Source organism: Leptolyngbya sp. BL0902 (assembly GCF_016403105.1).
GTDB lineage: Bacteria > Cyanobacteriota > Cyanobacteriia > Phormidesmidales > Phormidesmidaceae > Nodosilinea.
Map to the genome: position 1 here is coordinate 1,093,497 of NZ_CP046155.1, position 24,736 is coordinate 1,118,232.

16 protein-coding genes are annotated in these 24,736 nt (G+C 59.3%); 12 read left to right on the forward strand and 4 right to left on the reverse strand.

All coding sequences use genetic code 11. From position 1 onward, the window contains the following. Nucleotides 1-260 precede the first annotated feature (260 nt). From GFS31_RS04940 to cimA, 3 genes are all read left to right on the forward strand, one after another. A complete protein-coding gene (locus tag GFS31_RS04940) occupies nucleotides 261-1,412 on the forward strand; it encodes a DUF3095 domain-containing protein (protein WP_198807141.1) in 1,152 nt (383 codons plus the stop codon). A 188-nt stretch (nucleotides 1,413-1,600) separates the two neighbouring features. After that, nucleotides 1,601-5,089, forward strand: a complete 3,489-nt coding sequence (recJ, locus tag GFS31_RS21565) for a single-stranded-DNA-specific exonuclease RecJ (protein WP_317135076.1) — start codon at nucleotides 1,601-1,603, stop codon at nucleotides 5,087-5,089. Nucleotides 5,090-5,300: 211 nt separating this feature from the next. Further along, the gene (cimA, locus tag GFS31_RS04950) at nucleotides 5,301-7,046 is read left to right on the forward strand and encodes a citramalate synthase (protein WP_225907570.1); all 1,746 of its coding nucleotides are present in this window, start codon (nucleotides 5,301-5,303) and stop codon (nucleotides 7,044-7,046) included. A gap of 80 nt (nucleotides 7,047-7,126) precedes the next feature. On the opposite strand, the gene GFS31_RS04955 is transcribed toward cimA, so the two are convergent. Together GFS31_RS04955 and GFS31_RS04960 are read right to left on the reverse strand one after the other, a co-directional pair. After that, nucleotides 7,127-10,144, reverse strand: a complete 3,018-nt coding sequence (locus tag GFS31_RS04955) for a glycerol-3-phosphate acyltransferase (RefSeq protein WP_263974903.1) — start codon at nucleotides 10,142-10,144, stop codon at nucleotides 7,127-7,129. 54 nt (nucleotides 10,145-10,198) lie between these two features. Then, nucleotides 10,199-11,662, reverse strand: coding sequence for a DASH family cryptochrome (locus GFS31_RS04960; RefSeq protein ID WP_198807142.1), 1,464 nt, complete (start codon nucleotides 11,660-11,662; stop codon nucleotides 10,199-10,201). A 255-nt stretch (nucleotides 11,663-11,917) separates the two neighbouring features. Between GFS31_RS04960 and GFS31_RS04965 the strand changes: the two genes are divergently transcribed. From GFS31_RS04965 to rsmH, 8 genes are all read left to right on the forward strand, one after another. Next, entirely contained in the window at nucleotides 11,918-12,370 is a 453-nt protein-coding gene (locus GFS31_RS04965) for a peroxiredoxin (protein ID WP_198807143.1), read from the forward strand. A gap of 28 nt (nucleotides 12,371-12,398) precedes the next feature. Beyond that, nucleotides 12,399-12,800 carry a nuclease A inhibitor family protein gene (locus tag GFS31_RS04970; protein WP_198807144.1) on the forward strand — a complete coding sequence of 134 codons (402 nt, stop codon included), beginning with the start codon at nucleotides 12,399-12,401 and terminating at the stop codon, nucleotides 12,798-12,800. 296 nt (nucleotides 12,801-13,096) lie between these two features. Beyond that, nucleotides 13,097-13,240 (forward strand): hypothetical protein, encoded by a 144-nt coding sequence (locus GFS31_RS04975; protein WP_198807145.1) that lies wholly within the window; start codon nucleotides 13,097-13,099, stop codon nucleotides 13,238-13,240. Between the two features lie 188 nt (nucleotides 13,241-13,428). After that, nucleotides 13,429-13,779 carry an antibiotic biosynthesis monooxygenase gene (locus GFS31_RS04980; RefSeq protein WP_198807146.1) on the forward strand — a complete coding sequence of 117 codons (351 nt, stop codon included), beginning with the start codon at nucleotides 13,429-13,431 and terminating at the stop codon, nucleotides 13,777-13,779. A 100-nt stretch (nucleotides 13,780-13,879) separates the two neighbouring features. After that, complete coding sequence (locus GFS31_RS04985; protein WP_198807147.1) at nucleotides 13,880-14,122, forward strand: hypothetical protein; 243 nt, start codon at nucleotides 13,880-13,882, stop codon at nucleotides 14,120-14,122. 563 nt (nucleotides 14,123-14,685) lie between these two features. Next, nucleotides 14,686-16,002, forward strand: coding sequence for an AAA family ATPase (locus tag GFS31_RS04990; protein WP_198807148.1), 1,317 nt, complete (start codon nucleotides 14,686-14,688; stop codon nucleotides 16,000-16,002). Next, entirely contained in the window at nucleotides 15,999-16,856 is an 858-nt protein-coding gene (locus GFS31_RS04995) for a Rho termination factor N-terminal domain-containing protein (RefSeq protein ID WP_198807149.1), read from the forward strand. The genes GFS31_RS04990 and GFS31_RS04995 overlap by 4 nt, the downstream gene beginning before the upstream one ends. A 270-nt stretch (nucleotides 16,857-17,126) precedes the next feature. After that, nucleotides 17,127-18,053: a 16S rRNA (cytosine(1402)-N(4))-methyltransferase RsmH gene (gene rsmH, locus GFS31_RS05000; protein ID WP_198807150.1), complete on the forward strand. Its 927-nt coding sequence runs from the start codon at nucleotides 17,127-17,129 to the stop codon at nucleotides 18,051-18,053. Between the two features lie 106 nt (nucleotides 18,054-18,159). Here rsmH and ffh read toward each other — a convergent pair whose 3' ends face one another. Further along, nucleotides 18,160-19,650 (reverse strand): signal recognition particle protein, encoded by a 1,491-nt coding sequence (gene ffh / locus GFS31_RS05005; protein ID WP_198807151.1) that lies wholly within the window; start codon nucleotides 19,648-19,650, stop codon nucleotides 18,160-18,162. Nucleotides 19,651-20,221: 571 nt separating this feature from the next. On the opposite strand from ffh, the gene GFS31_RS05010 reads away from it, so the two are divergent. Next, the gene (locus GFS31_RS05010; RefSeq protein ID WP_198807152.1) at nucleotides 20,222-22,621 is read left to right on the forward strand and encodes a GAF domain-containing protein; all 2,400 of its coding nucleotides are present in this window, start codon (nucleotides 20,222-20,224) and stop codon (nucleotides 22,619-22,621) included. Here the strand turns inward: GFS31_RS05010 and cobJ are convergent. Beyond that, nucleotides 22,618-24,474, reverse strand: coding sequence for a precorrin-3B C(17)-methyltransferase (cobJ, locus tag GFS31_RS05015; protein WP_198807153.1), 1,857 nt, complete (start codon nucleotides 24,472-24,474; stop codon nucleotides 22,618-22,620). The two genes, GFS31_RS05010 and cobJ, sit on opposite strands and share 4 nt — an antisense overlap. Nucleotides 24,475-24,736 lie beyond the last annotated feature (262 nt).

Consider the following 24,736-nt stretch of genomic DNA (forward strand, 5'->3'; position numbering starts at 1 on the left):
GTAACAAATGTTGTAACGGTTGGAGATTCAGTATATCAGGTACGGGCGGGGGGCATGGTTGGGGAGTCGGGAGTGGGGAGTCGGGGAGTCGGGGAAAGGGAAGGGGGAGAATGGTAGGGGTGGGGTCTCCCCACCTAGAGGGTAGGAGAACTGGGCGTCGGGATTAAGATCTGTGGGCTTTTTGATGGGGGCTGACGGTTACGATCCGGGAGACGTGGTTCGATGGGGGTATTCCCTGGATGTTGTGAGCCGAGATCGTCATGGCCAGTGAGGATTTTTATCAGTCGCTTCCGGTGCTGGAGCGGTTTATTGACCTGGCGGATCCGACTCATTATCGGACGGCTCCACCAGATTGGTATGTGGTGATCAGCGATGTGGCCGGGTCTACCGCTGCCATCGAGCGGGGGCAGTACAAGGCCGTCAACGTGCTGGGGGCTAGCTCCATCATGGCGGTGCTCAATGCCATCGCGCCCTTAGACATTCCCTTTGTGTTTGGAGGCGATGGGGCGGTGCTGTTGGTGCCGCCCTCGGCCTTGGGGCAGGCGCGGGCTGCTCTGCTGGGGCTGAGAACCATCGCCCGTGAGACCTTCGGGCTGACGCTGCGGGTGGGGGTGGTGCCCATCGAGGTTCTAGACCCGGAGCGGCCTGTGAAGGTCGCTAAATTTCGCCTGACGCCCACCTACTGTCAGGCCAATTTTTTGGGCGGAGGCATCAGCCAAGCGGAACGGTTGATCAAAACCGAGGCCCTGTATCGGCTGGAGCAGGATGGCGACCCCGCAGCGGCCAATTTGACGGGGTTGGAATGCCGTTGGCGGGCGATTCCCAGTCAACCCGGCCACACCCTCAGCCTGATTGTGACGGCCCCTAGGCGGGGGGTGCCCCTCTCTGCTGCCCTGTTTCGGGAAGTATTGGATACCATTCAGACCCTCTACGGTGTGCCCCCCAGCTATCATCCTGTTGCAGTAGATCGATTGAGGCTGACGCTCAGTCCGTTTCAGCTAGAGACGGAAGTTAAGGCCCGCAAACCCAGATCGGGGCAAGGGGTTTACTGGGTCAAAGCCTACCTCAAAACCCTGCTAGGCTATGGGTTGATGGCGCTGGGCCTCAAAGCTGGCGGGGTAGACTGGGGGCGCTATCGCCAGGACGTGTGGGCGGCGTCGGACTACCAAAAGCTGGATGACTCCCTGCGGATGGTGATCGCGGGCACCCCCGCCCAGACCCAGCAACTGACGGACTATCTGGAAGACCGCTACCAGCGGGGACAGCTTGCCTACGGCCTCCATATTTCCGACCGGGCGCTGATGACCTGCCTCATCCTCAACCGCCAGGATCGCCACTTTCACCTGATTGACAGCGCTGATGGCGGCTATGCCCTTGCCGCCAAGAAACTGAAGGCAAGGCTGCGTCCCTAGGCTACTGCCTGGGTATTGTGGCGGTTCCATCAAGGGCACTGCGGTTTCAAGAACACGGCGATTTCCTCCAATTGCCGGGTGCAGTCTTTAGCCATCAGACTAGGATAGGGAAACCGGGTAGCGACTTTCAGGGGTCTGGGCTAGATTCCGGGGTTGGGTAGGTTGTGATTGGATAGGTTGAGCATTTCGTGACGGCATTTTCCTCTAGGTCTACCTCGCAGCCCAGCCAGGGCGAAACGGCCCGGTTGCCACGGCAGCGGTGGCGTCTGCCCACGGTCAACGCTGGGTTAGTGGAAACCTTGGCGGCGGCAACGGATCTCTCGCCGTTGATGGCCCAAGTGTTGGTGCAGCGGGGCATTTTAGATCCACAGCAGGCGGAGGATTTTCTCAACCCAGAGCGGCTTCAGTTGCCCTCGCCACGGCTAGAGTTTGAGGATTTAGCCCTTAGCTTGGATCTGCTGACCGAGGCCATCCAGGCGGGACGGCGCATCGCCATCTGCGGCGACTACGACGCCGACGGCATGACCAGCACCGCCCTCTTGCTGCGAGCCTTGCGTACCCTAGGGGCCGAGGTGGACTACACCATCCCTAGCCGCATGAGCGAGGGCTACGGCATCAACTCGCGCATTGTGGAAGACTGCCACGCCGACGGGGTGAGCCTGATCCTCACGGTGGATAACGGCATCGCCGCCGTGGCTCCAATTCAACGGGCGCGGGAACTGGGGCTGACGGTGATTATTACCGACCACCACGATTTGCCGCCGCAACTGCCCCCGGCTAACGCCATTTTGAACCCCAAGCTCTTGCCCGAAACCTCGCCCTATCGGGGGGTGGCCGGGGTGGGGGTGGCCTACATTTTGGCCGTGTGCTTGGCCCAGGCCCTCAACCAAACCCAAGACCTGACCGCTTCGCTGCTGGAGTTGTTTACCTTGGGCACCATTGCCGACCTCGCCCCGCTGACGGGGGTCAACCGTCGCTGGGTGCGGCGGGGGCTGGGGTTGCTGCCGCGCTCCCAAATTTTCGGCATTCAGGCGCTGATTCAAGTGGCGGGGTTGTCTGACCAAAGCAAAGCCCTTAAGCCAGAGCACATCGGCTTTCGGCTGGGGCCACGCATTAACGCCGTAGGACGGCTCAGCGATCCGCAGATTGTCATCGACCTGCTGACCACCAACGACCTCGGCACCGCCCTAGAACGGGCCATGCAGTGCGAGCAAATCAACACCACCCGCCAGGAACTCTGCCAGCAGATTGAGCAGGAGGCCGTGACCTGGTGCGAACAGCAGCAGGCGGCAGGCGACCTAAATTTGCTGCAAGATCGGGTGCTGGTGGTGGTGCGGCCCCAGTGGCACCATGGCGTGATTGGTATCGTGGCCTCGCGGCTGGTGGAGCGCTACGGGGTGCCCGTGTTCATCGGCACCTATGAAGACGAAGATGGATCGGTGATTCGCGGCTCGGCGCGGGGCATTCCCGAATTTGATGTGTTTGAGGCCCTGCAAAGCTGCCGCGACTTGATGGAAAAATTTGGCGGACACCGGGCGGCAGGGGGCTTTTCCTTTCGGGCCGAAAACCTGTCGGCCATTCGTTCTCGGCTGTCTCACTACGCCTGCCAAACCCTCACCCCCGACCTGCTGAAACCGCTGATTTCCGTAGATGCCCAGGCCCAACTCAGCGACATCAACTACGCCCTCTACGAACAAATCGACCATCTCCACCCCTGCGGCATCGAAAATCCGGAGCCTATTTTTTGGACGCCCCAGGTGCAGATTGCCGAGCAGCAGGTGGTGGGCCGCAATCGGGAACACCTCAAACTCACCCTGCGCCAGGGCGATACTACAATCAAAGCCATTGCTTGGCGCTGGGGCGACTACTTTCCACTGCCCGACCGGGTGGATTTGGCCTATCGCCTGAAGCAAAACGAATGGCAGGGCGTCACCACCGTAGAACTAGAGCTGGTGGGCGTTCGCCGGGAGGAACCCACCCTGCCCCAGGCTCTATCGCGCCTGGTAGAATCAGCGGCTCGTCCCTTGACCCCCGCCCATGCCGAAGCGTCTCCCCAGGTCAGCCCTGCCACCGAAGCCCAGCTGTTCTCTCAGCCCAGTGCGCCCTCGGCCCCCGATGTCTCAGAATCCAGCGCGTCGGCCAACGGTGACGCTGATCCCAACCTAGGAACTGGCCCCAGGGTTGCGCCGAACCCGATAACGCTTCACCCCGCCACGGCTCCAGTTACCGATCTAGCCGCCGATTCAGCCCCTGATCCTTCGGTCACAGATCCAGCCGTTCCACCGACTAATCCAGCCCCAGCTTCCGATTCCCAGCCCAGCCCAGCGCCATCGGTTTCCGACAGGCTGGGGACAGCATCTCCAGCGGCGACCGATCCGCCAGGAATCACCTTTCGGGTGGGTCAGCGCGACTACCGGGTTCACCCCACGGCAGACCCCCAGCAGTTCACCATTACCAACGCCGAGGGCCACAGGCTGGCGATTAACCTCACCACCCAGCAGGGCTCCCTAACCGTGCCGGGGCAGGCGGATCAGTCGATCAACATCACGGCTCCGGGCTATGCGGCCCTGATTCAAGCGGGGGTGGATGCGCTCGATCAGGGGCTGATTCAGCGCCTGAACCAGGAAATCCAGGCCCAATCAGCGGCGTTGGCAGCGAAGGATCAGCAGCTCCAATCCCACCAAGCCCAACTGGCAGAACGAGACTGGCAGATCCAGGCCCAGGCCGCACAGATTGCTGATCTAGAGCGACAACTTCAGACCCAGGCGGAGCAGATCGCCGACCAAGCGCAGCGCATTCAAGCTCTGCAAGCTCAGGTAGCCCTGCTAAAAACAGCCCCGACCTCGCCCACCCGTGGGGCCAAGCCTGCGGCCAGGGCGTCAGCCAAAACCAATTCGGTGATCCAAACGCCGTCCTTGTTTGATCTCGATGCCTTGGCCCCCGTGGCGGAGATGGAGGGCGCTGGGCCAACAGCGCAACCCTCCACCCCAGAAGAAGCCCGCTGGCAGCAGCAGGTTCGCACCGCCCTAGGGGATGGCATCTGGTTTTGCCTGATGGAAGCGACCCAACAGGACTTGCTGCTCTCCTTTCAGCGGCGAGAACAATTGGCCCTACAACCCCACGCCGCAGACCCGTCAACCGACTATTCGGCGGTGGCTTTGCCTTTGGTGATGGCGCTAGAGCGAGAAATTTGGGCTCCCCTCGTCGCGGGCCTCGCTGACTATGGCCAGCAAATGCAGGACGACGACCTGATCCAACTGACCCAGGCTCTCCAACAGCACGACAGCTTGGGCGTGTTGCCCGGTTTGGTGGCGGAAGCCTGGAAAGTGCTTTCAGACAAAATTCTGCCCGCCGAGGAGAAGCCGCGCAAACTCAGCTACCACACCATCCAGGCCGATACCTGGGGAGCTGCTTGGCCCATCGGCGGCGACCCCCTCCACGACACCCACCGGGTACTGCTCGACGAATTTCTCCAGGGCTGGAACCACCCCGTCTCCCGCTGGCTCACCGCCCTACCCGAAGACGCCGCCACTGCCCTCGCCCAAGTGCATCAGCTCCATCAGATCGCCCTCAGCCCCGCCCCCATGCGCCCCTGGCACCAGCATCTTTTGCAACAGTGGGTGTTTGGAGAACGGCCCAAGGTGGGCATTTTGCCGCAGATTTTTCGCGAAGGATAGGGGTTACAACCGGAGTATTTTGGGGGAGCAGGGCAGGGCAATATCTACGTTTTATGACGCCCCCGCCCCAGAGCGTTAAGGGACTGGCGGTGGCTCGTTAAGCTGAGAGGGAATAGGGCGGGTGGCCATGGCTGGGTGTAGCGCCCAAGGGCGACGGGGTCTGGATTCGTCAACATGGGCCGCACCCGCAGCGACAGTGGAGAACATCATCATGGCGCAACACAGCGGTAATGGAGCAATGAACGGTAGCGACCTAGGGCAAGACTCGGCATCCCAGGGTCTGTCTCCCATCGTTTCCCCATCACGTTCCGTTACGATCTACGACACCACCCTGCGCGATGGCGCTCAGCGGGAGGGGCTGGCCCTCTCCACCGAAGACAAACTCCGCATTGCCCGCAGGCTAGATGCCCTGGGGGTGCCGTTCATTGAGGGCGGCTGGCCGGGGGCCAACCCCAAGGATGGGCAGTTTTTTGGGCAAATTCAGGAACAACCGCTGACCCAGGCCCAGGTGACAGCCTTTTGCTCCACCCGCCGACCGGGCCAAGTCGCCGCCGAAGATACCCTACTTCAGCCCGTTTTGGCCGCAGGCACCACTTGGATTACCCTGTTTGGCAAGTCCTGGGATCTCCATGTCACCGTGGGGCTAAACACCACTCTGGCGGAAAACCTGGCCATGATTGAGGACACCATCCGCTACTTTCGCAGCCAGGGCCGACGGATCATCTACGACGCTGAACACTGGTTTGATGGCTACAAAGCCAACCCTGACTACGCCCTGCAAACGCTGGCGTCTGCCGTCCATGCTGGGGCCGAGTGGCTGGTGCTGTGCGACACCAACGGCGGCACCCTCCCCCAGCAGGTGGGCGAGATCACGGCGGCGGTAAAAACATGGTTGCAGAACTTTCCAGCGCCTCGGCCCCAAGTGGGCATCCACACCCACAACGATGGCGGGGTGGCAGTGGCCAATGCCCTGGCGGCGGTGGAGGCCGGGGCCACCATGGTTCAGGGCACCATCAACGGCTATGGGGAGCGCTGCGGCAATGCCGACCTCTGTACCCTGATTCCCAACCTCCAGATCAAGCTGGGTCGCCCCTGCATTGCCCCGGCTCGCCTAGAAACCCTGGCGGAAACCAGCCGTTTTGTCAGCGAAGTGGTGAACCTCGCCCCCGACGACCACGCCCCCTACGTGGGGCGGTCGGCCTTTGCCCACAAGGGCGGCATCCATGTCAGCGCCGTCGAGAAGGAACCGAAAACCTACGAACACATCGACCCGGCCCAGGTGGGCAACCGTCGCCGCATTGTGGTGTCCGATCAATCGGGGCTGAGCAATGTGCTGGTGAAGGCGCGTCATTTTGGGTTGACTTTAGATCGCCAAAATCCCGCCTCTCGACAACTGCTCACCCGGCTCAAAACCCTGGAACACGAAGGCTACCAGTTTGAAGCCGCCGAGGCCAGCTTTGAACTGCTGATGCGCGAAGCCCTAGGCGACCGTCCCCACTTTTTCGACCTCAAGGGGTTCTACATCAACTGCCAACTCCAGGGCAACGGAGCCGACCACAGCAGCCAAGCCATGGCCACCATCAAAGTCGCCGTCGATGGTCAGGATATCCTCACCGCCGCCGAGGGCAATGGCCCCGTTGCCGCCCTCGATGCGGCCCTGCGGAAAGCCCTGCTGAACTTCTACCCCGCCATCGCCCAGTTCCACCTGTCGGATTACAAGGTGCGGATTATCGACAGCGGCGCAGGCACCGAGGCCAAAACCCGCGTTTTAGTGGAATCCAGCAACGGCCACCAGCGCTGGACGACCCTGGGCGTCTCCACCAACATCATCGAAGCCTCCTATCAGGCCGTCACCGAGGGGCTGGAGTATGGCCTGATGCTGGAAACGGGGCCAACCCAACTCCCCAAGGCCCGCGTGGAGCCGCCCCCCAGTTCGTTGACGTCCTCCTCAATCTGAGGGACGAGAATTCCCAGTCTGCCCGCTATCGACGGATTCCTGATGGGGAGAAGTTGCCGCGCTGCTGTGTCCTGGGAGAATCAGCCCTCTGAAGTGGGGGCATCGGAGGCGGCAGAGGGCGGGTCGATTACCTCCACCAGGCCGTTTTGGCCATTCAGGCGTACCCATTGGCCGTCGTGCAAACGGTCGGTGGCGTGGGCCACATCCATCACCGCCGGAATGCCGTACTCGCGGGCAATGATTGCCCCGTGGGAGAGTCGGCCCCCCACTTCGGCAATCAGCCCCTTGGCCCTGGCGAGGATGGGCGTCCACCCGGCATCGGTGTAGGGCACCACCAAAATGAAGGGAACGCTGCCCACCTCCACGGTTTCCAGGTGGGTCATCACCCGCACCGGGCCTTCCACGATTCCGGCACTGGCCCCGATACCCTTGAGTGCCTGTAACCCGTCGGCCTGGGGGGCCAACAGCATGTGCTCTAGGGCGGGGGGATCGTCGCCAAACACCAGGTAGGGAATCTGCTGCCGCTGGCGATCCTGCTGGAACTGCTCGCGGCGGGTGCGGATGCGGGCGCGAAGGGTGTCCCAACTAGGGGGATGATCGGCCTGGAGGACGGCCTGAATTTCGTCGAGGGTGAGGAAAAAGATGTCTCCGATTTGGGTGAGGTTTTCCGCCTGCATCCACTGGCTTTCTAGGGCCAAAATGCTCCAGCGCAGTTCCGCCAGCAGCCGATTGTAGAGGGTGTTGACTTGGCCTTTGAGGTCGAACCGTCGCTGGGCCAGTTCCAGCAGCGGGCCTTTGGTTTTGCCATTGGCTTTACCGTTTTTCGGCGTCTCTGGGGCGGGCTTGGGCGGGGGCGGATGGAGGACAAACTGGGCCAGCAGTTCGCGCACGGGGGCGGGGTTTTCGTGCCAGGTGGCCACGGCGATGTCGGTGCCCACGGGGCTGAGGTAGCCGTATTCTTCAATGAAATGGTTCAACTGGGCCAGAATCATCTCGCCGTCGGGGGTTTCGGCCAGAAGGGTCATCAGGGAAGCGCCGTTGGTGATGGTCTTTAGTTGGGAGACAGACAGGATTTGGCGGGTTTCCTTGGCCAGGGTAAGCAGGTCTTCCACGGCAGCTACTTCGGCGTTTTGGCGGGCATCGAGGGCGTCTTCGGGCACCCCCATCACCGCACGGCGCAGGGCAAAACTGAGGGGAGCCATGATGTTGTAGTAGGTGACGTGGCGCAGCAGCACCAGCACGTCGTCAATGCGATCCAATAGCTCCACGGGACTCAGGGTTTCCCGCCGCACCATCGTCAAGGCATTGAGGCCAGCGGCGAACAGGGTGGAATTTTCTCGCTCAAAATCCATCCACAGGCGGCGTTCTCGGTTCAGCAGGCGCAGCAGTCCGGGCAGGGCTTTGAGGGTGGTGGTCAGGGGCGGACGGCTGAACTTCGCCCCACGGGTAAGGAACTCCAGGCTTTCCGTCGGCAGGCCCATGCGGAGGAAGATTGCCCCTAACAGCGTGGCATTGAAGTAGGCGTAGGCATGGTGCAGGGTGGCGGTTTCGGTGAAGTCCAAATCCTTGGCCTGGTTGCCCAGCACCACGGTAAAAATTTCCCCCCACACGCCACAGGTGAGGGGGCGGTTAATCGACCAGGTGAGGGGCCGAATCGCGCCAGGGATCACCTCGGCGGCAATCTTGCGCGTCCACAGGGGCCGCAGGGTGGTGATGGGGCGGCTCTGCAATAACCAGAGGGTTTCGCCGTCGTAGGTCCATTCAATGTCTTGGGGCACGCCCTGGTAGCGGGCCTCTAGGTGACGGGCTAGGTAGGCGACCTGCTGCAAGAGGCGGCTGGGGGTTTGGCCTTCGCCCTCCACGGTGAGGGTCAGGGCATCGGGCAGAATCCAGCTTTCGGCGGGCTCTAGTTCCGTGGCGGAGGGAATGTCGTTGGGCTGCACCATCACCCGATACTGCTCCGGCGTTTCCTGGCCAGAGACCACCCGATCCGCCCCACCGGGCAGGGCTTCGATCACCACCGCATCGCCACAGCGGGCAATGGGATCGCGACTGAAGGCCACCCCCGAAAATTGGCCGATCACCTGCTGCTGCACAATCACCGCCATGGCCCGCTCTGGCAGGGCGTTATCCTGGCGATACTGCACGGCACGGGGGCTGTTGTAGGCCGCAAAGCAGCGCACCAGCGCCAGGGACAGTTCTTCCTTGGTGGCGATGTTCAGGTAAGACTCGTAAATGCCCGCCGCCGACACCAGGCCCGAATCCTCATCCTGGGCCGAAGACCGCACCACCACGGGTTCACGCGGCGAGGGATCGGTGATGTCTATCAAGGCCGTTGGGTCATCCCCCGCCTGCAACACATACCCCGGCGGGACAGGATAGCCCCAGGCTTTCAACTGCCCTAGGGTCGCGGCCTTGGGGCCAAACTGGGTCGGGTCGAGGGGCCGATCCAGCGCCACCAGCCCCCGATCTCCCCGAAAAAAACGAAACATGGTACGAGACTCCAAACGTCCCCCCTCGGTCGGGAGGTCTAAATCATCGGGCAGCTTTTGGTAAATCCAGGCAATCAGCCCGCTGAGGCAGGCCACCGCCAGCACCAGGGGGCCATCGTTAGTATGGCGCAGGGCCGTCAGCAAGGGCAGCAACACCAGCACCAACAGCCTCCCCTGCCGCCGCTCACGGAAGATCGTAAACCCTAGGCCGCTAATCAACCAGGTCAGCAGCGATGTGACCCAATCATGCACCACAAAGCCCCAAACGACGTTGGTGGTGCCCGCCCCCTTGGCAAACCAGTAGCGCCCCATCACCAGGCCAATCAGGGCGATAATCTCCCACACCGGGTCGCTGGGGAAATAATGCCGCGCCAACAGCACCACGGAGATCCCCTTCGCCGCCTCCAGCAGCACCGCCAGAATCCCCGCCACCTTGCCGCCGTGGTAAAACGCCGCCGACACCCCCACATTGCCCGTCCCCACCTGAGACAGCCGCTTCCCCGAAATCCAGCGCGTCACCCAGCCCGTCAGCGGCAACCCGCCCACCAGGGGCGACAACACAAAAATCAACAGCGCACCCCATACCTGGGTGAGGGTCATGGCCATGGCGGAACCAAAGGAAACATCGGGGTGACGACCGGGGCTAATCCGAGGCCAAGGCTATCGACGGGGCAGCAGTTGGGCGGCGTCGTAGATGCGCTCGTTGGCCTGGGCCGATTGGGCCAAATCTACCACCGGACGAGGATAGTCTACCCCCAGTTGCACCCCAAAGCGGCGTTGCTCGACGGGCTGGAGCTTCCAGGGGGCGTGTACCTTGGCGGCTGGGAGGGCTTTTAGTTCTGGGAGCCAGTGTTTGACGTAGGTACCGTCGGGATCGTAGTCCTTAGACTGCTTGGGGATGTTGAAATAGCGGAAACCCCGCGCATCGTTGCCCACTCCGGCGGTGTAGTTCCAGTTGCCGTAGTTGCTGCATACGTCGTAGTCAATGAGCTGCGACTCAAACCACTCGGCCCCCATGCGCCAGTCAATACCGAGGTTTTTGGTGAGGAAACTGGCCACATTTTGCCGCCCTCGGTTCGACATAAACCCCGTAGCCGCGAGTTCCCGCATATTGGCATCCACCAGGGGAAAGCCCGTCATCCCGGTGCGCCACGCCTCAAAGCGCTCCCAGTCCTGCTTCCAGGCGATCTGCAACCCCCGCAGGCCGGAGGGATAGAACAAGTAGTCGCCGTGTTTGGCCGCGATGAACCGAAAATAGTCCCGCCAGAGCAGTTCAAACACCAGCCAGTAGGTGGAGTCGTTTTTGATGCGCTCTCGCTCGTAGCGCTGCACGGTGGCGTAGATTTGGCGCGGCGACAGACAGCCCAAGGCCAGCCAGGGCGAGAATTTTGACGAATAGTTGGCCCCCACCATGCCGTTGCGGGTTTCTTTGTAAACCTTGAGGCAGTCCGCTGTCCATACATAGTCTTGCAGTCTAGCCAAGCCAGCGGCTTCGCCTCCCTGGAAGGGCAACACACCCCTCGGATCAGCCTTCGGTGCAGTCAGCCCTAAATCCGCTAGGGCAGGGATGGGGCCAGGGGTGATGGCGGGCAAGGGCGGTAGGGCTTTCGGTGTGGGTAGCGCCTCATCCACCGTGCTGCGCTGCTCCACCTGCTTGCGGAACTGGGTAAACACCTCCGGCACCCGATCCAGGTCAAAGGGCAGGTTGTCGGGGTGATACAGGGTGGCTCCCCAGTAGACCTCCGTCTTGACGCCCAGGGTGGCCAACTTGGCCTCTAGGGCCGATTCCACCGCCACTTCCTCAGCAGTGACTTCCTCGTGCCAAACCACCGTTTCAATGCCCAGTTCGCGCACTAGGGCCGGGATTTCTACCTCAGGCCGCCCCATCCGCACCACGAGGTCACTACCAAGGGACTGGAGCGATTGCCGCAGATCCGCCACGCTCTCCAGCAAAAACTGCGCCCGGAAAGCCCCGGTTTTGGCAAATCCAAAGGCGGTTTGGCCAAACTGGCGCGGGTCAAAACAGTAGCAGGGAATCACCCGCTGCCCCGACTGCATCGCCTCCCAGAGGGGCTGATGGTCGTGGAGGCGAAGATCGTTACGAAACCAAACGAGGACAGCCATAGAGAAATCAAGAAAGAGAGAAGGCTAAACCCTAGCAGGGTGATGAGGCAAGCTTCCGACTCCCCTCTCCTGAGAGGAAAGGGGCTGAGGGTGAGGTCTGTCAGTAATTTTGCGATCTGCTGCACCGAGATCACGCCCTAGGCATCGATGGACAGCATAGATAAACCGAGGGCACAAGGGGATTATTCCCCAAGAAAAGAATTACTTTATTAAGTATTCTAAAGGTCTATTCGGACTTTTTCAGGAGACGCCCCCATGCCGATTCGCGTTGGCGACCTCGCCCCCGACTTTACCCTGCCCAACCAGTCTGGCCAACCTGTCACCCTCAGCGACTTTCGGGGCAAGAAGGCCGTGGTGCTGTACTTCTACCCCAAGGACGACACTCCGGGCTGCACCATCGAGTCCTGCACCTTCCGCGACAGCTACAACGACTTCCAGACCACCGGAGCCGAGGTGATCGGCATCAGCAGCGACTCGCCCACCTCCCACCAGCAGTTTGCCGCCAAGCACAACCTGCCCTTTACCCTCGTCAGCGATGAGGGCAGCAAGGTGCGCAATGCCTACGGAGTGCCCAGCACCCTAGGGCTGCTGCCCGGTCGTGTCACCTATATCATTGACCTAGAGGGCAAGGTGCGCCACATTTTCAATTCCCAGTTCAACCCCAAGGCCCACGTTAGTGAGGCCATGAAGGTGCTCCAAACGCTCTAGTGTCCCCATTCTGTTACCCCGGTCTGTCATGGTTCAGGCGCTCTCCGACGATTCCTTTCAGGCCGATGTTGAGCACTTGAGCCTGCTCACGACAGACCTGTGGTACCCCAGCGAGACTGATGCCCCGGTGACGGTGGTGGCTTGGCCTGCCCCCTTGGCAGACCCCTGGCCCCCATTGCCGTCAGGATCCGTCGTCACTGAGCACCCGGCAGACCAGTTTTTTCGGCCCATCCTCAGCCAGCCCTTTTGGCATTCTGCCCAGGGAGAGCACCTTGCCCAGCGCTACCAAGCGCTGCAAGACTTTCTCTACACCCATCTGACCAACCTGCGTACCTACCGCGTTGGCCAGGTAGAAGTAACCCTCAGCATAATGGGGCACCACGCCAGCGGCGGATGCCTGGGGGTTCAGACCACCCTGGTTGAGACCTAGCGGCGGCTCACGACAGCCCTCTGTGCCTAGTCGCCCTTGGGCGCGGTGTGTTGCCTTGAGGCGGTGCAGGGCTAATTTATGCGGAACCCTGCGTTAACGATGCGGGATCTGCATGATGGGCCAACCATGGGATCAACAAATTTGTTAAACCAGGTATGAGCCCAAAGGTTGGCAACAATGGGCCAGCAATCCACCAATGTGAATGATTGGGGGGCCTTTAGGCTGTCTTCCTACGGTGCCTATTCCCAACTTTTAGGCTTGAAGCCTCGCTAAGTCCTTAACCATAGGAGTATCTCATGCCTGTGTCTACCCGATCTGACTACCCTACCCCATCCCAGGCCGCCCACAACGCCCTCAATAGCCGGGAAGACTTTAGCCTGTGGGCAGAAGCGGTGCGCCAGCAAATGCTCCACGCTCTGCAAAAGCGCCAAAAAGCCTGACGGTGGCCTCAGCTCTAGGCCACCCGCTGGAGAACAGCTCTGCCTCATCTCTCAAGCCGTCGCTAGGAAGCGGTCTTTCCTGAAGCCGTGGCCCAAGGAGTTGCCCTGCCCCGATAGCGATCTCAGCCAAGCTAAGGGGTTCATTTTTCGGTACCCTAGTGGCTGACCCTTCTCCCCCAGCATTGGCTATGTCTGATTTTGACGATTTTTTGAAGCATAAGTATGCCTATGTGGCTATCGGCGAATTTAAGCCCGGTTGCTTCCCCGAAGCCCGCCAGCTCTACGAAAAGGCCGTCTCTACTTTTTCCAAAGGTTTCCAAGGGGCCTACCTGTTGCAGGAACCGGGATCAGACCGGGGTATTGCCATCATCCTCTGGGAAAACATTGAGGATATGAGCGAGCACCACAACCTGATCTATGAGCAAACCCTAGCTAAAATTGCCCACCTGTTTGCCGCCCCGCCCGTCACCACCTTCTATGAGGTGTGCAGCGAGATTGGTCTACCGCAGATTCTCTCCCAAGCCCTCGACCCCAACTAACGGCAAGATGCCGAAATCGCATCCTCACACGACTCCCTTGGGATGCCACCACCAACGCTCTCGACTATGATTAAGGCTGATCTGTTTGAGTTCCACGTCCATGGCCAAGCCCAAGCACACCCAAGCCCACCTATCGCGCACGGTACCCAAAAACCAGTCTGAGTTCTTTAAAAAACGCACCCGCGATTCGATGGAATACTACATGGGCGCAAAACTGCTGGAAGTGGGGGTAAATCCCAAAAATACCGTCTATCGGTGGCGCTCTGAAATTAGGGGCGATCAAGAAGTCATTACCGTCAGCGCCTACTGGGGTGAATCTCGGCAAAACCTGGACAATGAATGAAGGTCTCTAGCGCCTAGGGTTGAACCTCATCCAATTTCCGTAAGCAGCCCAGTCTACGCCTTGTTGCCCCAGCCGCCCTAGGATCTCCTCCATGGCTGTGGCTGGCGCACCCTACCCTCAGCATTGCCACCCAATCCAACCCCAGGGCAAAATCAGGCCAGCCCTGCCATGTGAACAGCAGCGCCGCAACCTCGTTACGATTGCGGTACTGCTCGTAGGCTCAACTATCCCCAATTATCTGCCGTTTCCACAGCCAAGCAACCCTGTCGTCCCACCGCCCGCCTTGGTGAAGTGGATCCCCGCCGAGAAGTTCTACCCCTAGCGGTAGAGCTTCGACGTTTTTTGTCTGGCGCTAGGTTTTTTCTTTATCCCTACATTTTTTGCCAGCCCGGTGTTAGCCACCGTGACAATCTGGGCACCCTAAAAAAGACGATGCCAGCCTCAGTTATTTTACGTTAAGTAAGTTCGGTGAGGTTCAATTTGTCACCTTTCTTACTTTGCCTCGCTGTAATCAAGCCAAGTGACCCATGATGAATTTAGAAGAAGCTCTCAGGACTCTTCCTGTGGATGCTGCCGAAGTGGTTGTAGAAGCCAATTTCTCAAGGGTATTCCTCAATGCCCTTGGCTTTTCTGACCTAGAGATGACCCCTGGATTTAAGATAGATAAGCTTATTGTCGATCATGCTGCTAGGAAGAACGTCACTGCCGAAGATATTTTTCTTCAAACTAAGACCAATCCTTATCTGTATATGGAGGTCAAAGGGCGCACCGAAAACCTATCTAGTGAACACTGCGCTCCGCACAAAAGAGCGGCATGGCAACTCAAGCGATATATGCGTCATCCCCAATCTAAGTCTGTTCAGTGGGGTGTTCTCACCAATTCTCTCCATGTCCAGCTCTATAGAAAGCATGGGAAAATTGTTCATCCTGTTACAACCTGCTTGTCGTTAGAAGGTAACTTGAAGCAGATTGTTAAAGAGATCAAGAGTAAAATTGAGGTTCCAAGGAAAGCGCTTATTATTACGATATACAACAATAAGGGTGGAGTAGGGAAAACCACTACTGCCCTCAACATTGCGGCTACTCTGGCAACTCGCAAAAAGCGTGTTCTAGTGGTTGATTTTGATCCCAATCAAAGTGACTTGGGAGATTCCCTCAATCTCGCGCCCTTAGAAGGCCAAGTCTTTAAAATGCTCAGCAGTACCGATCCTGATCCCCGTGATATCATCACGACCTACCGATTCAAACATCCTAGACTAAAGGATACTTGGCAGTTTGATGTTCTACTGGCGGATTCTGATCTTGTCATGGGCGATATTGACGAGACTAAATTTAGGCAGCAGGTTAAGTTCACAGCCTTAAGAAAAGCGCTGGAATCTGTCCAAAATGAATACGACTATATTTTGATAGATTCACCTCCAAACTGGCGAATTTTCTCCCAGAAAGCGGTTTATGCGGCTGATGTTATCCTGATTCCAGCACGTCATGACAATCTACACTCTTTGCAGAATGCCGCTGCCGCCATTAATAAATTCATCCCAGAAGCCCAGGCTTACAGGCAAGAGAAGGCAGGCGAATATGGGCCGATTGCGCTACCGATTTTTATGAATAATGCTCCATTGCCCAGAGATCCAGCCCTTGTTCTCATGCACAAAGCCATTGATAAAATCATTCAGGAGACTAAGGCTGTCCATAAGCGTGATATCACCTATTTCTTTTATCCTAAGTGGACTCCAGGTAAAATAAACCATGAGATGATTCGGATTCCCCAGTTAGCCAATATTGCAAAGGCAGACTTTATGCATATTCCTGCTGCCTTCGCTTTCAGGCCCGCTAATGATTGCTACTACAACCTTCTGACGGAGTATTTCCTACAATGAGCTTAACTGACGTTGGCAATTTAATGCTGCTCTCCTTCGATGAAATTGAACCTGGAAAACCAACTGAGGCTCATGACTATATCATTCAGTTTGCATCTAAAAAGCTTGGGCCAGAAGGACGCAACTGGATACCTGTGATTGTTAGGGAAAATGGCCCAGATCGCTATCAGGTCATTGGTAATTCTTTTATCTATGCTGTAGCGGCTGAGGCAGGCTTGGATAAAGTGTGGTGTATTATTGCCGATGAACGGCCAGAATCCATAGAGATTACCCAGGCTTTGGCCCAGGAAATACAGCCTAAAACTAATCTATCGACAGCAAGCCGTGATGAGATAGCTTCGGCTTTAGACTATCTAATGAAGCAGCCTGGAACCCCCTTGAAAGGTATCCGAGTAGCCTCTGTTGTTGCCCGCCTAGATGAAGCCCCCCGGGAATATTGGCAAGATCTTAAGCCGATTGCTAAACTCAGTTGCGGTATTACTGGCGGCGCTAAGCTAAAGGCCCTAGAGCAAGTTTTTTATCTCACTCCTCAACCGATTCCTGAAATCACAACGGATATTCGTCTGTTGGAGATGATGTCGGCTACGGATCTAAAAACTATGGCTAAAAAACAGGGAATTGCGCTGCCTCAGAAGCCAACCAAGTCAGACTTGGTAAAACGACTCTCTAATCCTCCAGAGGCAAAGCCAGAACTAGCAAGCCAGAGCCCTTTGCCAGAGAAGAATGATTTAGCAGAACTGGAAGCTATGAACCTTACCCAACTAAAAGCTATGGCTAAGGAGAGAGGGCTAACGGGCTACAGCAAGTTCAAAAAACCAGAGATGATCAAACTTCTCGCCGCGTCTTCTGCCTAGCGACGCACAAAAGACTCACAGAATTAACGGCATACCTTTGGTCGTGGTTGTGGCTGGTTTTTCTGGCCCCAGAAACTTACACCAGCGCGTTTAACTTGGGAGTGATCTCCATAGATACTGCTGGGGTTTTTGACAGCGGGCGACAACGCTAGGGTAATGGTGATGCCACTGCGTTCCACCCGACAAGAGTTCGGTGGCTGGGTAGCCCTGTTGCTTGAGTGCGGAGAGTAGCCAAGGCGATACACTTTATAGAGTTATCGCTGTGCCCCCATGTTAGATACCGTCTTTCACCATATTCCTGTCTTGCCTGAAGCGGTGATCGAGGGGTTGCAGATTCAGGCTCAGGGGGTGTATTTGGATGCCACCGTGGGGGGCGGCGGACACAGCCAGCTCATTCTCGCTAGTGATCCAACAGTGCGGCTAGTTGCGGTGGATCAAGACCCCATGGCCCTGGCCGCTGCTCAGGAAACCCTAGCGGCGTTTGGGGATCGGGCTCACTTTTGGGCGGGTAACTTTGCCCAGTTTGATCCAAAAGGTCAACAGTTCCACGGCATCTTGGCTGATCTGGGCGTTAGCTCAGCCCAGTTTGACATTCCCGAACGGGGCTTCAGCTTCCGCCACACGGCCCCCCTAGATATGCGGATGAACCCCCACCAATCCCTCACCGCCGCCGACATCGTCAACACCTGGGACGAAACCGACCTCGCCAATCTGATCTATACCTACGGCGAAGAACGTCTGTCGCGCCGCATTGCCCGCACCCTAGTAGAACGACGGCCCCTCACCACCACCACGGCCCTCGCCGATGCCATCAGCGGCTGTGTGCCCAAAGCCTATCGCCATGGCCGCATTCACCCCGCCACCCGCACCTTTCAAGCCCTGCGAATTGCGGTTAACCAAGAACTGGAGGTCTTAGAAACACTGCTGAGCCAAGCACCTCAGTGGTTGCTGCCGGGGGGGCGGCTAGCCATCATTAGCTTCCACAGCCTAGAAGACCGCATCGTCAAACATCGCCTGAAGGATCACCCCGACCTCACGGTGATCACCAAGAAGCCCATCATCGCCACCGACGACGAAATTGAGGCCAACCCCCGATCACGATCCGCCAAATTGCGGATCGCCGAACGCCGCGACCCCAACGCCGAACCGCCCAAGGGCAAGTATCAGCGTCGGTTGGCCATGCGCCCTGAACAGTAGCAACGGTGGTCTGAGAGGCTGGGCAGCGGCCAGTCCCACGGTTGCAGGGGGGCTCCGCCTGGGTAGGCCACCCGCGAGGCGAGCACCTGGCCGTGTTGGTCAGCCCCTAGAGTTGGCCAAAGCCTTTTTTCTTTTTCTGGGCCTTCTGTTTTTTGCTGCTGGGGGCACGGAAACCAGGCATGGCCCCGCCGCCCATACCGGGCATTCCGGGCATTCCACCCATACCGGGCATTCCGCCCATACCGGGCATTCCGCCCCCCATGCCGGGAAAGCCGCCGCCCATGCCGGGTAGGCCACCGCCGCGCCCCATCTGCTGCATCATGGTACGCATTTTGGTGAAGTCGCTAATCAGTTTAGAGACGTCCTTTTCTGGGTGGCCCGATCCGGCGGCAATGCGGCGGCGGCGACTGGGGGAACTGGAGAGCAGGTTGGGGTTTTTGCGCTCCTCCCGCGTCATGGAGTTGATCATGGCTTCGCAGCGTTTGAGCTGAACTTCGCCCTGCTCCAGCATTTCGTTGGAAATTTGCTTGCCCATGCCGGGAATCAGCTTCATGATGCTGCCCAGGGAGCCCATGCTCTTCATAAAGCGCATTTGCTTGAGGAAGTCATCGAAGTCGAACTCGGCTTCGAGGATTTTTTTGGTCAGCTTTTCGGCGTCGGCAATGTCTACGGCTTCCTGGGCTTTTTCCACCAGGGTGAGCACGTCGCCCATGCCCAAAATGCGGGAGGCCATGCGGTCGGGATAGAAGGGTTGCAGGGCTTCCACCTTTTCGCCCACCCCCACAAATTTGATCGGCTGGCCCGAAATTTGCCGCACGGAGAGAGCTGCCCCACCCCGCGCATCGCCGTCCATTTTGGTGAGGATGGCCCCGGTGATGCCGATTTGGTCGTGGAAGGTGCGGGTGAGGTTGGCGGCCTCTTGCCCGGTCATGGCATCCACCACTAGCAGCACTTCATCGGGCTGGATGGCGGTTTTGATGTCGGCGAGTTCCGCCATCATTTTGGGGTCGATCTGCAATCGGCCCGCCGTGTCCACAATCACAGTGTCTACGCCCTCGGCCTTGGCCCGTTCCACCCCCTGGCGGGCAATGTCTACAGGATTTGCGTCGGTGCCCAGATCAAACACGGGCACGTTGATTTGTTTGCCCAGGGTGATGAGCTGATCTACGGCGGCAGGGCGATAGACGTCTGTGGCCACCAGCATGGTGCTGCGGTTTTCCTTGCGCAGGTGCAGGGCCAGCTTGGCAGTGGCGGTGGTTTTCCCGGTACCCTGTAGGCCCGCCATCAGGACGACGGTGGGTTTCTTGTCGGTGCTGGCTAGGGGCACGTTGGTGTCACCCATCAGCCGCACCAGTTCGTCGTGGACGATTTTGATGAACTGCTGATCGGGGCTGACGCCTTTGACCACCTCGGCCCCTAGGGCTTGTTCCTTCACTTCGGCAATGAAGGCTTTGATCACCTGAAGGTTAACGTCCGCCTCCAGCAGCGCCCGCCGTACTTCGCGCAGGGCGTCGTTGATGTTGGTTTCGCTAATTTTGTCTTGGCCGCGCAGGCTCTTCCAGGCTGACTCAAGACGTTCCGACAGGGCTTCAAACATGGTGGTTTAAGGAGAAACTAGGGGAGTGGAGACGCAGATTATGAACGACCGCCGCAAGGGCGGTTTCCTATTGTAAACCGATTGCCATCCCAGCGCCCGACCATCCCCCAGCCTCACATTTGTTGAAGTGGCTACCGATTTTTCCTGGTTTTTAGGCAGACTGGAGGTAGGGGTTGTCCTGTCCTTCTGGGGATAGATTTTTTCCCAAGAAAGAGTCTGGTGGCCGCCGTGGGGGAACTTGGCCCTTGCCCAAGCTGTCCTAGGCCCTACGATTCATCGTACAGGACTACCCAGACGGATCGTTCAACCAGCCGTGCATCTCCGTAACCGTTCGCGAGTCATCACCCTATCGCCATCTAATCAACATTGAATCTTGTTCAGATCATGCCCTGCCCTTCGGCTTGGATCACCCAAGACGTTGGCCGCGCCACTGCCACGGGTTGCCCCAAGGCCACCCTTGCCAAGGGTGTTTGGCGGGTAGATCAAGGCAGGGTAGCGAGGGGTAAGCGATGTACGGAATTCCATCAGGGAGGTCTGTATGAGTGTTTAGGGTGTTGTGGTGGCAATTGCTATGGTTACAGATCCTTTGGATAATCTGACTTTAGATAGTCTGGCTTTAAATAACCTGGCCAGTCCCTCCTACGCTGGATCGCAGTCGTTGGAGGGGCTAGGGCTAGAGGGCCAGGGATCCTCCCCAGCCGATGCTCCCGCCCTAACTGGGACGGTCTGGGTTGCCCCGGAGGGGAGCCCGCTGTTGACCTCCGAGGGTAGGGCTCCGGCCTGGTTTGACTTGCTGCAACACCACAGCCAACTGGTGGTGGCCGTGGTGGAGGTCAGCACCCGCCTCAATGCGTTGCCCCAGGCCCACCGAATTGTCTTTGCCAATGATTATTTTGGGCGGCTCACGGGGCTTGGCCCCACTGCCCATCCCGTACCCATGGGCGACCTGACCTGGCTGACGCCGTCGGCATCGCGGGCGCTGCGCCATCGGTTTCGGCTACATTTCCTCCAGGCGCTGCTCAGTCAGGTCTATGGGCCAGAGGTTTGGGTGATTCCTCGGCTGCGCCACGAACCGCTGATGGTATCGCTGAACAACCCCGCCACCGACCAAATTCGCCACATCGAACTGCGCCTCCGCACCGCCGATGAGGGGCTTCAGGTGTTGGCCATTGCCCCCGATCTCGAAACTCAGTTGCGCGACTGTTGGCCCGACGGCCCCGCGCCGTCTGAGGTAACAACCCAGCTTTTGACGAGGGGATCGGCCCTGAATCGCCTGCTGAGCAAGCTATATCCCGACCGCTACACTATCCAGGGGCAGATTTTAATAGAGGGCACCGACGTCACCGAGCGGGAAACTTCGCGGGCGCTGATTCACCTGCTGGTGGGGCGCGAGTCCGTCATGGGTACGGAGCAGTTTGTGCAGGCCAACACCCTGATGAAGCAGCTCTTTGGTGCCCAAGATAGCTTCTTGCTGATTGCCGAGCACGACCGCGCCCAGCTCTGGACGGGCCTCGATCATGCCGACTGGCAGAGCCAAGCCTATGCCCTTGGAGAATTGCAGGGGTCTTCCTTCCTGTGGGCCACAGAGCGGGGGGAGGTCTTGACTATCCCCGATCTGAATCTGACTAGCTCCACCGCCGCCGAACGGGCCTTGGTGGCGGCAGGAGCGCGGTCGTTGCTGCTGATTCCCCTGGTGATGCGCAATCCCTCCCTGGGGCGGGCGGTGAGCCAAATGTTTGGCCTGGTGGGCCTCACTAGTACCAAGCCCTACGCCTTCAACCAGTCTGACTGTAGCCTTGCCACCACGCTGATTCCGGCCCTAAACGCCTCCATGCGCCACAGTGTGCGAGATCGGTTTACCAACATTCATCCGTCGGTGCGCTGGCGGTTTGAGCAGGAGGCCGAACGCCTCAGCCTAGGGCTGCCTCCTGCCCCCATCATGTTTGAGGGCGTGTACCCGCTCTACGGCATTTCCGACATTCGCGGCTCCTCCGACGAACGCAACCGCGCCATCCAGGACGATTTGCTGGCCCAGTTCCGTCTAGCCCTGGCGGTGGTCGGTGCAGTGCGCTCAACCGCCGTTCACAACGCCCTGGTCGAACAACTTTGGCTGGATCTCCAGGATCGCATTGCCTGCCTAGAGCAGGAGGTCACGGTGGAGGCGGAAGTGACGCTGCTGCGCTACCTGCAAAGCGAAGTTGAGGCCCATTTTTCCTACTTTGCCCAGGTTTGCCCCACCGCCAAAGACGCCATTGACCACTATCGCCAAGCGATGGATGAGGAACATGGCTGTATCTACAGCACCCGCGCCGTCTACGACCAAACCATCAGCTACATCAACAACCTGCTGCGGGAGACCTGGAACCGCTGGCAGCAGTCGATGCAGGCCATCACCCCCCACTACTGCGACCTAGAGGCCACCGACGGCATTGATCATATGATCTACACCGGAAAGGCCATTGACCCCAACTTCACTGATTTTCAGCTCAAGGCCCTGCGCTACGAGCAGTTGCGGGCCATGTGCGACTGTGCTCGTCAGGGGCTGGCCCTAAAGCAAAAGTACAACACCGATATGGTGATTACCCACCTGGTGCTGGTGCAGGTGATAACGGTGGATATCGTCCACGATGAAACCACGGAGCGACTGTTTGACGTGCGCGGCACCCGCGATACCCGCTACGAAATCGTCAAAAAACGCATCGACAAGGCCCGCGACGCCGCCACCCAGGATCGTATCACCCAGCCCGGAATGCTGACGGTGGTCTACTCCACCACGGAGGAATGGGAAGAGTATCGGCAATACCTGCGCTATCTGCACCGGGAAGGGCTGGTCGGCGATGCCATTGAAGAGGGCAACGTGGAGCCACTGCAAGGGGTGAGCGGCCTCAAGTTTGGCCGTGTGGAGGTGCTGCCTGCCCCGCCTCAGCAGGAGGAGGCATCACCCTCCGAGGGGGCTGATGCCACGGCCTAGGGCGTCTCAAACCCTAGATAGCCCCTGGGGGTAATCAGCCAATCTTGGTGCTGGCGGGTGCTGGCGTTGCCAATCAGCACCACCGTCAGCATATCAATGGGGGCGTGGGGCAGGTCGGCGAGGGTGGTGAGGTGGATGTCCTGATCGGGCCGATAGACGGACTTGACTACCGCTACCGGGGTTTCGGGCGCACGATGGGCCATCAAAATCTGGTGGGCGGTGTCGATCTGATGGGTGCGGGTTTTAGACTTGGGGTTGTAGAGGGCGATGACAAAATCGGCCTGGGCCGCCGCCTCCAGCCGTTTCACAATCATCTCCCAGGGGGTGAGCAGGTCGCTGAGGCTGATGGCGCAGAAGTCGTGCATCAGGGGTGCCCCCACCTGGGCCGCTGCCGCCTGGAGGGCCGAAATACCCGGAAACACCTCCACCGCAGGACGTTTGCCGTCCCAGCCCGTGGCCTGCAACTGCTCGAACACCAGCCCCGCCATGCCGTAGATGCCGCAATCTCCCGAAGACACCACCGCCACCGACAGCCCCCAGCGGGCCAAGTCGATGGCTCGCTCAGCCCGCTGTCGTTCCTGGGTAATGGGCCAGGGCTCTACAATTTGGCCGGGACGACACAGGGCGCGAATTTGGTCGATGTACAGGCCGTAGCCAATCACCGCATCCGCCCGCCCAAGGGCCTGCTTGGCGGCGGGGGTAATCTGGTCAAGCCGACCGGGGCCAATCCCCACCAGGAAAAGCTGCCCGGTTCGCCCGATAGATTCTCGCTCGGCCTGGGCCACCGCCACGGTCACAGCCCCCGGTTCTCCTTCCAGACGAATCACCTGTTTAGGCACTCGCAGCGTCCCCCGATCCGCCGCTACCATCGCCGCCGCCTCCGCCACGCTGGGGGTTTGCACCGCCGCATCCACCACCGCCGAGGGATTGGGCACAGGAATATCCTTCAGTTCTGCCGCCGCAAAGCACCGCAACGGCCAGCGCCGAGATTCGCACAGTTCCACCAGGCCCACCTCATCGGCCTTGAGATCTAGCGAGGCCACCCCCGCCACCGATTCCAACGCCAAGCCATGGGCCTGAAATACCTGCTCTAGGGCGGTTTCAATCACATGGCGAGGGGTGCCCCGTTCGCAGCCGATGCCCACCCACAGCACCCTAGGGTGCCACTGGGCAGTGGGGATATCGTTGCTGGGGTCAACGGAATGCTGGTTAGCACTGATCCGCAGTCGGGCCGTGGGGAGGGGGGAGGCGGGAGGATCGAACCCAAAGGGGTGATCAGCAGGGAGATGATCGCGCCAGAGCGTTGTACCGCTATCTTGATCCACCGCGATGGGCTGCCCCTGGGCAAAGGCCGCACTCACCGCTGTCCAATCGCCGCTGCCTTTGACCCAGCCAAAGGGGGTGCCGAGTTGGTCGATGCCCTGGAAATGCTTGGCGTGGGAGGCTCCCGTAATCACCGGGTCAGCCTCGATGAGCTGGCTGATTTGGCGGGTCAGTCCATCGGCCCCGCCCTGGTGTCCACCGCAGAGGCTAATCACCTGTCGGCCCGTTTCTTCCACCACCACCACCGCCGGATCGGTGGCTTTATCCTGCAAGAGAGGGGCAATCAGCCGTACTACAGCCCCCGTGGCCAGGGCAAACACCAGGCCAGTCTGGGTCGGCCAAAGCTGTTCGACCACGTCCCGCAGTGGCCCATCGTAGGGTTGAACCTGATGCTGCACAGGGGCCAAGTCCGCCGCCAGGGTAGCCGCGAGGGATTGAGACAACCACAGCTTGGCTGGGAGGGCGACACAGATGGGAATTAAGGTTTTGACGCCCGCAGGGGTGGTGGCAATGGCCGCAATGCTAGACACAGAAAGCCCTCTCCAAAGTTTTTGATCCTATCATTACCGCTTCGGCTCCGTCTGCGCACCCTGGGCGGCCCAGCGACGGTAGTTGTCGGGTAGCCAATTGGTCATGGGAGCGGTTGACGACCTTATCCCCTTGCCTGCCCCCCTAGGTTTTGACCCACCCGTTGATGGGGGCTGGGCGGTTTGTAACGATTGTTGTAAGGCTAGGGCCTTGGTTGGAGGAGATGGGCACGTTGTAGGAAGTGCTGGGCCATCGGATCAATCC

Bases quoted from the DNA above. Each gene is read 5' to 3' on its own strand.
- GFS31_RS04980 (WP_198807146.1), top strand. From the start codon at position 13,429: ATGTCTGATTTTGACGATTTTTTGAAGCATAAGTATGCCTATGTGGCT.
- GFS31_RS04940 (WP_198807141.1), top strand. From the start codon at position 261: ATGGCCAGTGAGGATTTTTATCAGTCGCTTCCGGTGCTGGAGCGGTTT.
- GFS31_RS04995 (WP_198807149.1), top strand. From the start codon at position 15,999: ATGAGCTTAACTGACGTTGGCAATTTAATGCTGCTCTCCTTCGATGAA.
- GFS31_RS04975 (WP_198807145.1), top strand. From the start codon at position 13,097: ATGCCTGTGTCTACCCGATCTGACTACCCTACCCCATCCCAGGCCGCC.
- GFS31_RS04960 (WP_198807142.1), bottom strand. From the start codon at position 11,662: ATGGCTGTCCTCGTTTGGTTTCGTAACGATCTTCGCCTCCACGACCAT.
- GFS31_RS04965 (WP_198807143.1), top strand. From the start codon at position 11,918: ATGCCGATTCGCGTTGGCGACCTCGCCCCCGACTTTACCCTGCCCAAC.
- ffh (WP_198807151.1), bottom strand. From the start codon at position 19,650: ATGTTTGAAGCCCTGTCGGAACGTCTTGAGTCAGCCTGGAAGAGCCTG.
- GFS31_RS04985 (WP_198807147.1), top strand. From the start codon at position 13,880: ATGGCCAAGCCCAAGCACACCCAAGCCCACCTATCGCGCACGGTACCC.
- GFS31_RS04955 (WP_263974903.1), bottom strand. From the start codon at position 10,144: ATGGCCATGACCCTCACCCAGGTATGGGGTGCGCTGTTGATTTTTGTG.
- GFS31_RS04970 (WP_198807144.1), top strand. From the start codon at position 12,399: ATGGTTCAGGCGCTCTCCGACGATTCCTTTCAGGCCGATGTTGAGCAC.
- rsmH (WP_198807150.1), top strand. From the start codon at position 17,127: ATGTTAGATACCGTCTTTCACCATATTCCTGTCTTGCCTGAAGCGGTG.
- GFS31_RS05010 (WP_198807152.1), top strand. From the start codon at position 20,222: ATGGTTACAGATCCTTTGGATAATCTGACTTTAGATAGTCTGGCTTTA.
- cimA (WP_225907570.1), top strand. From the start codon at position 5,301: ATGGCGCAACACAGCGGTAATGGAGCAATGAACGGTAGCGACCTAGGG.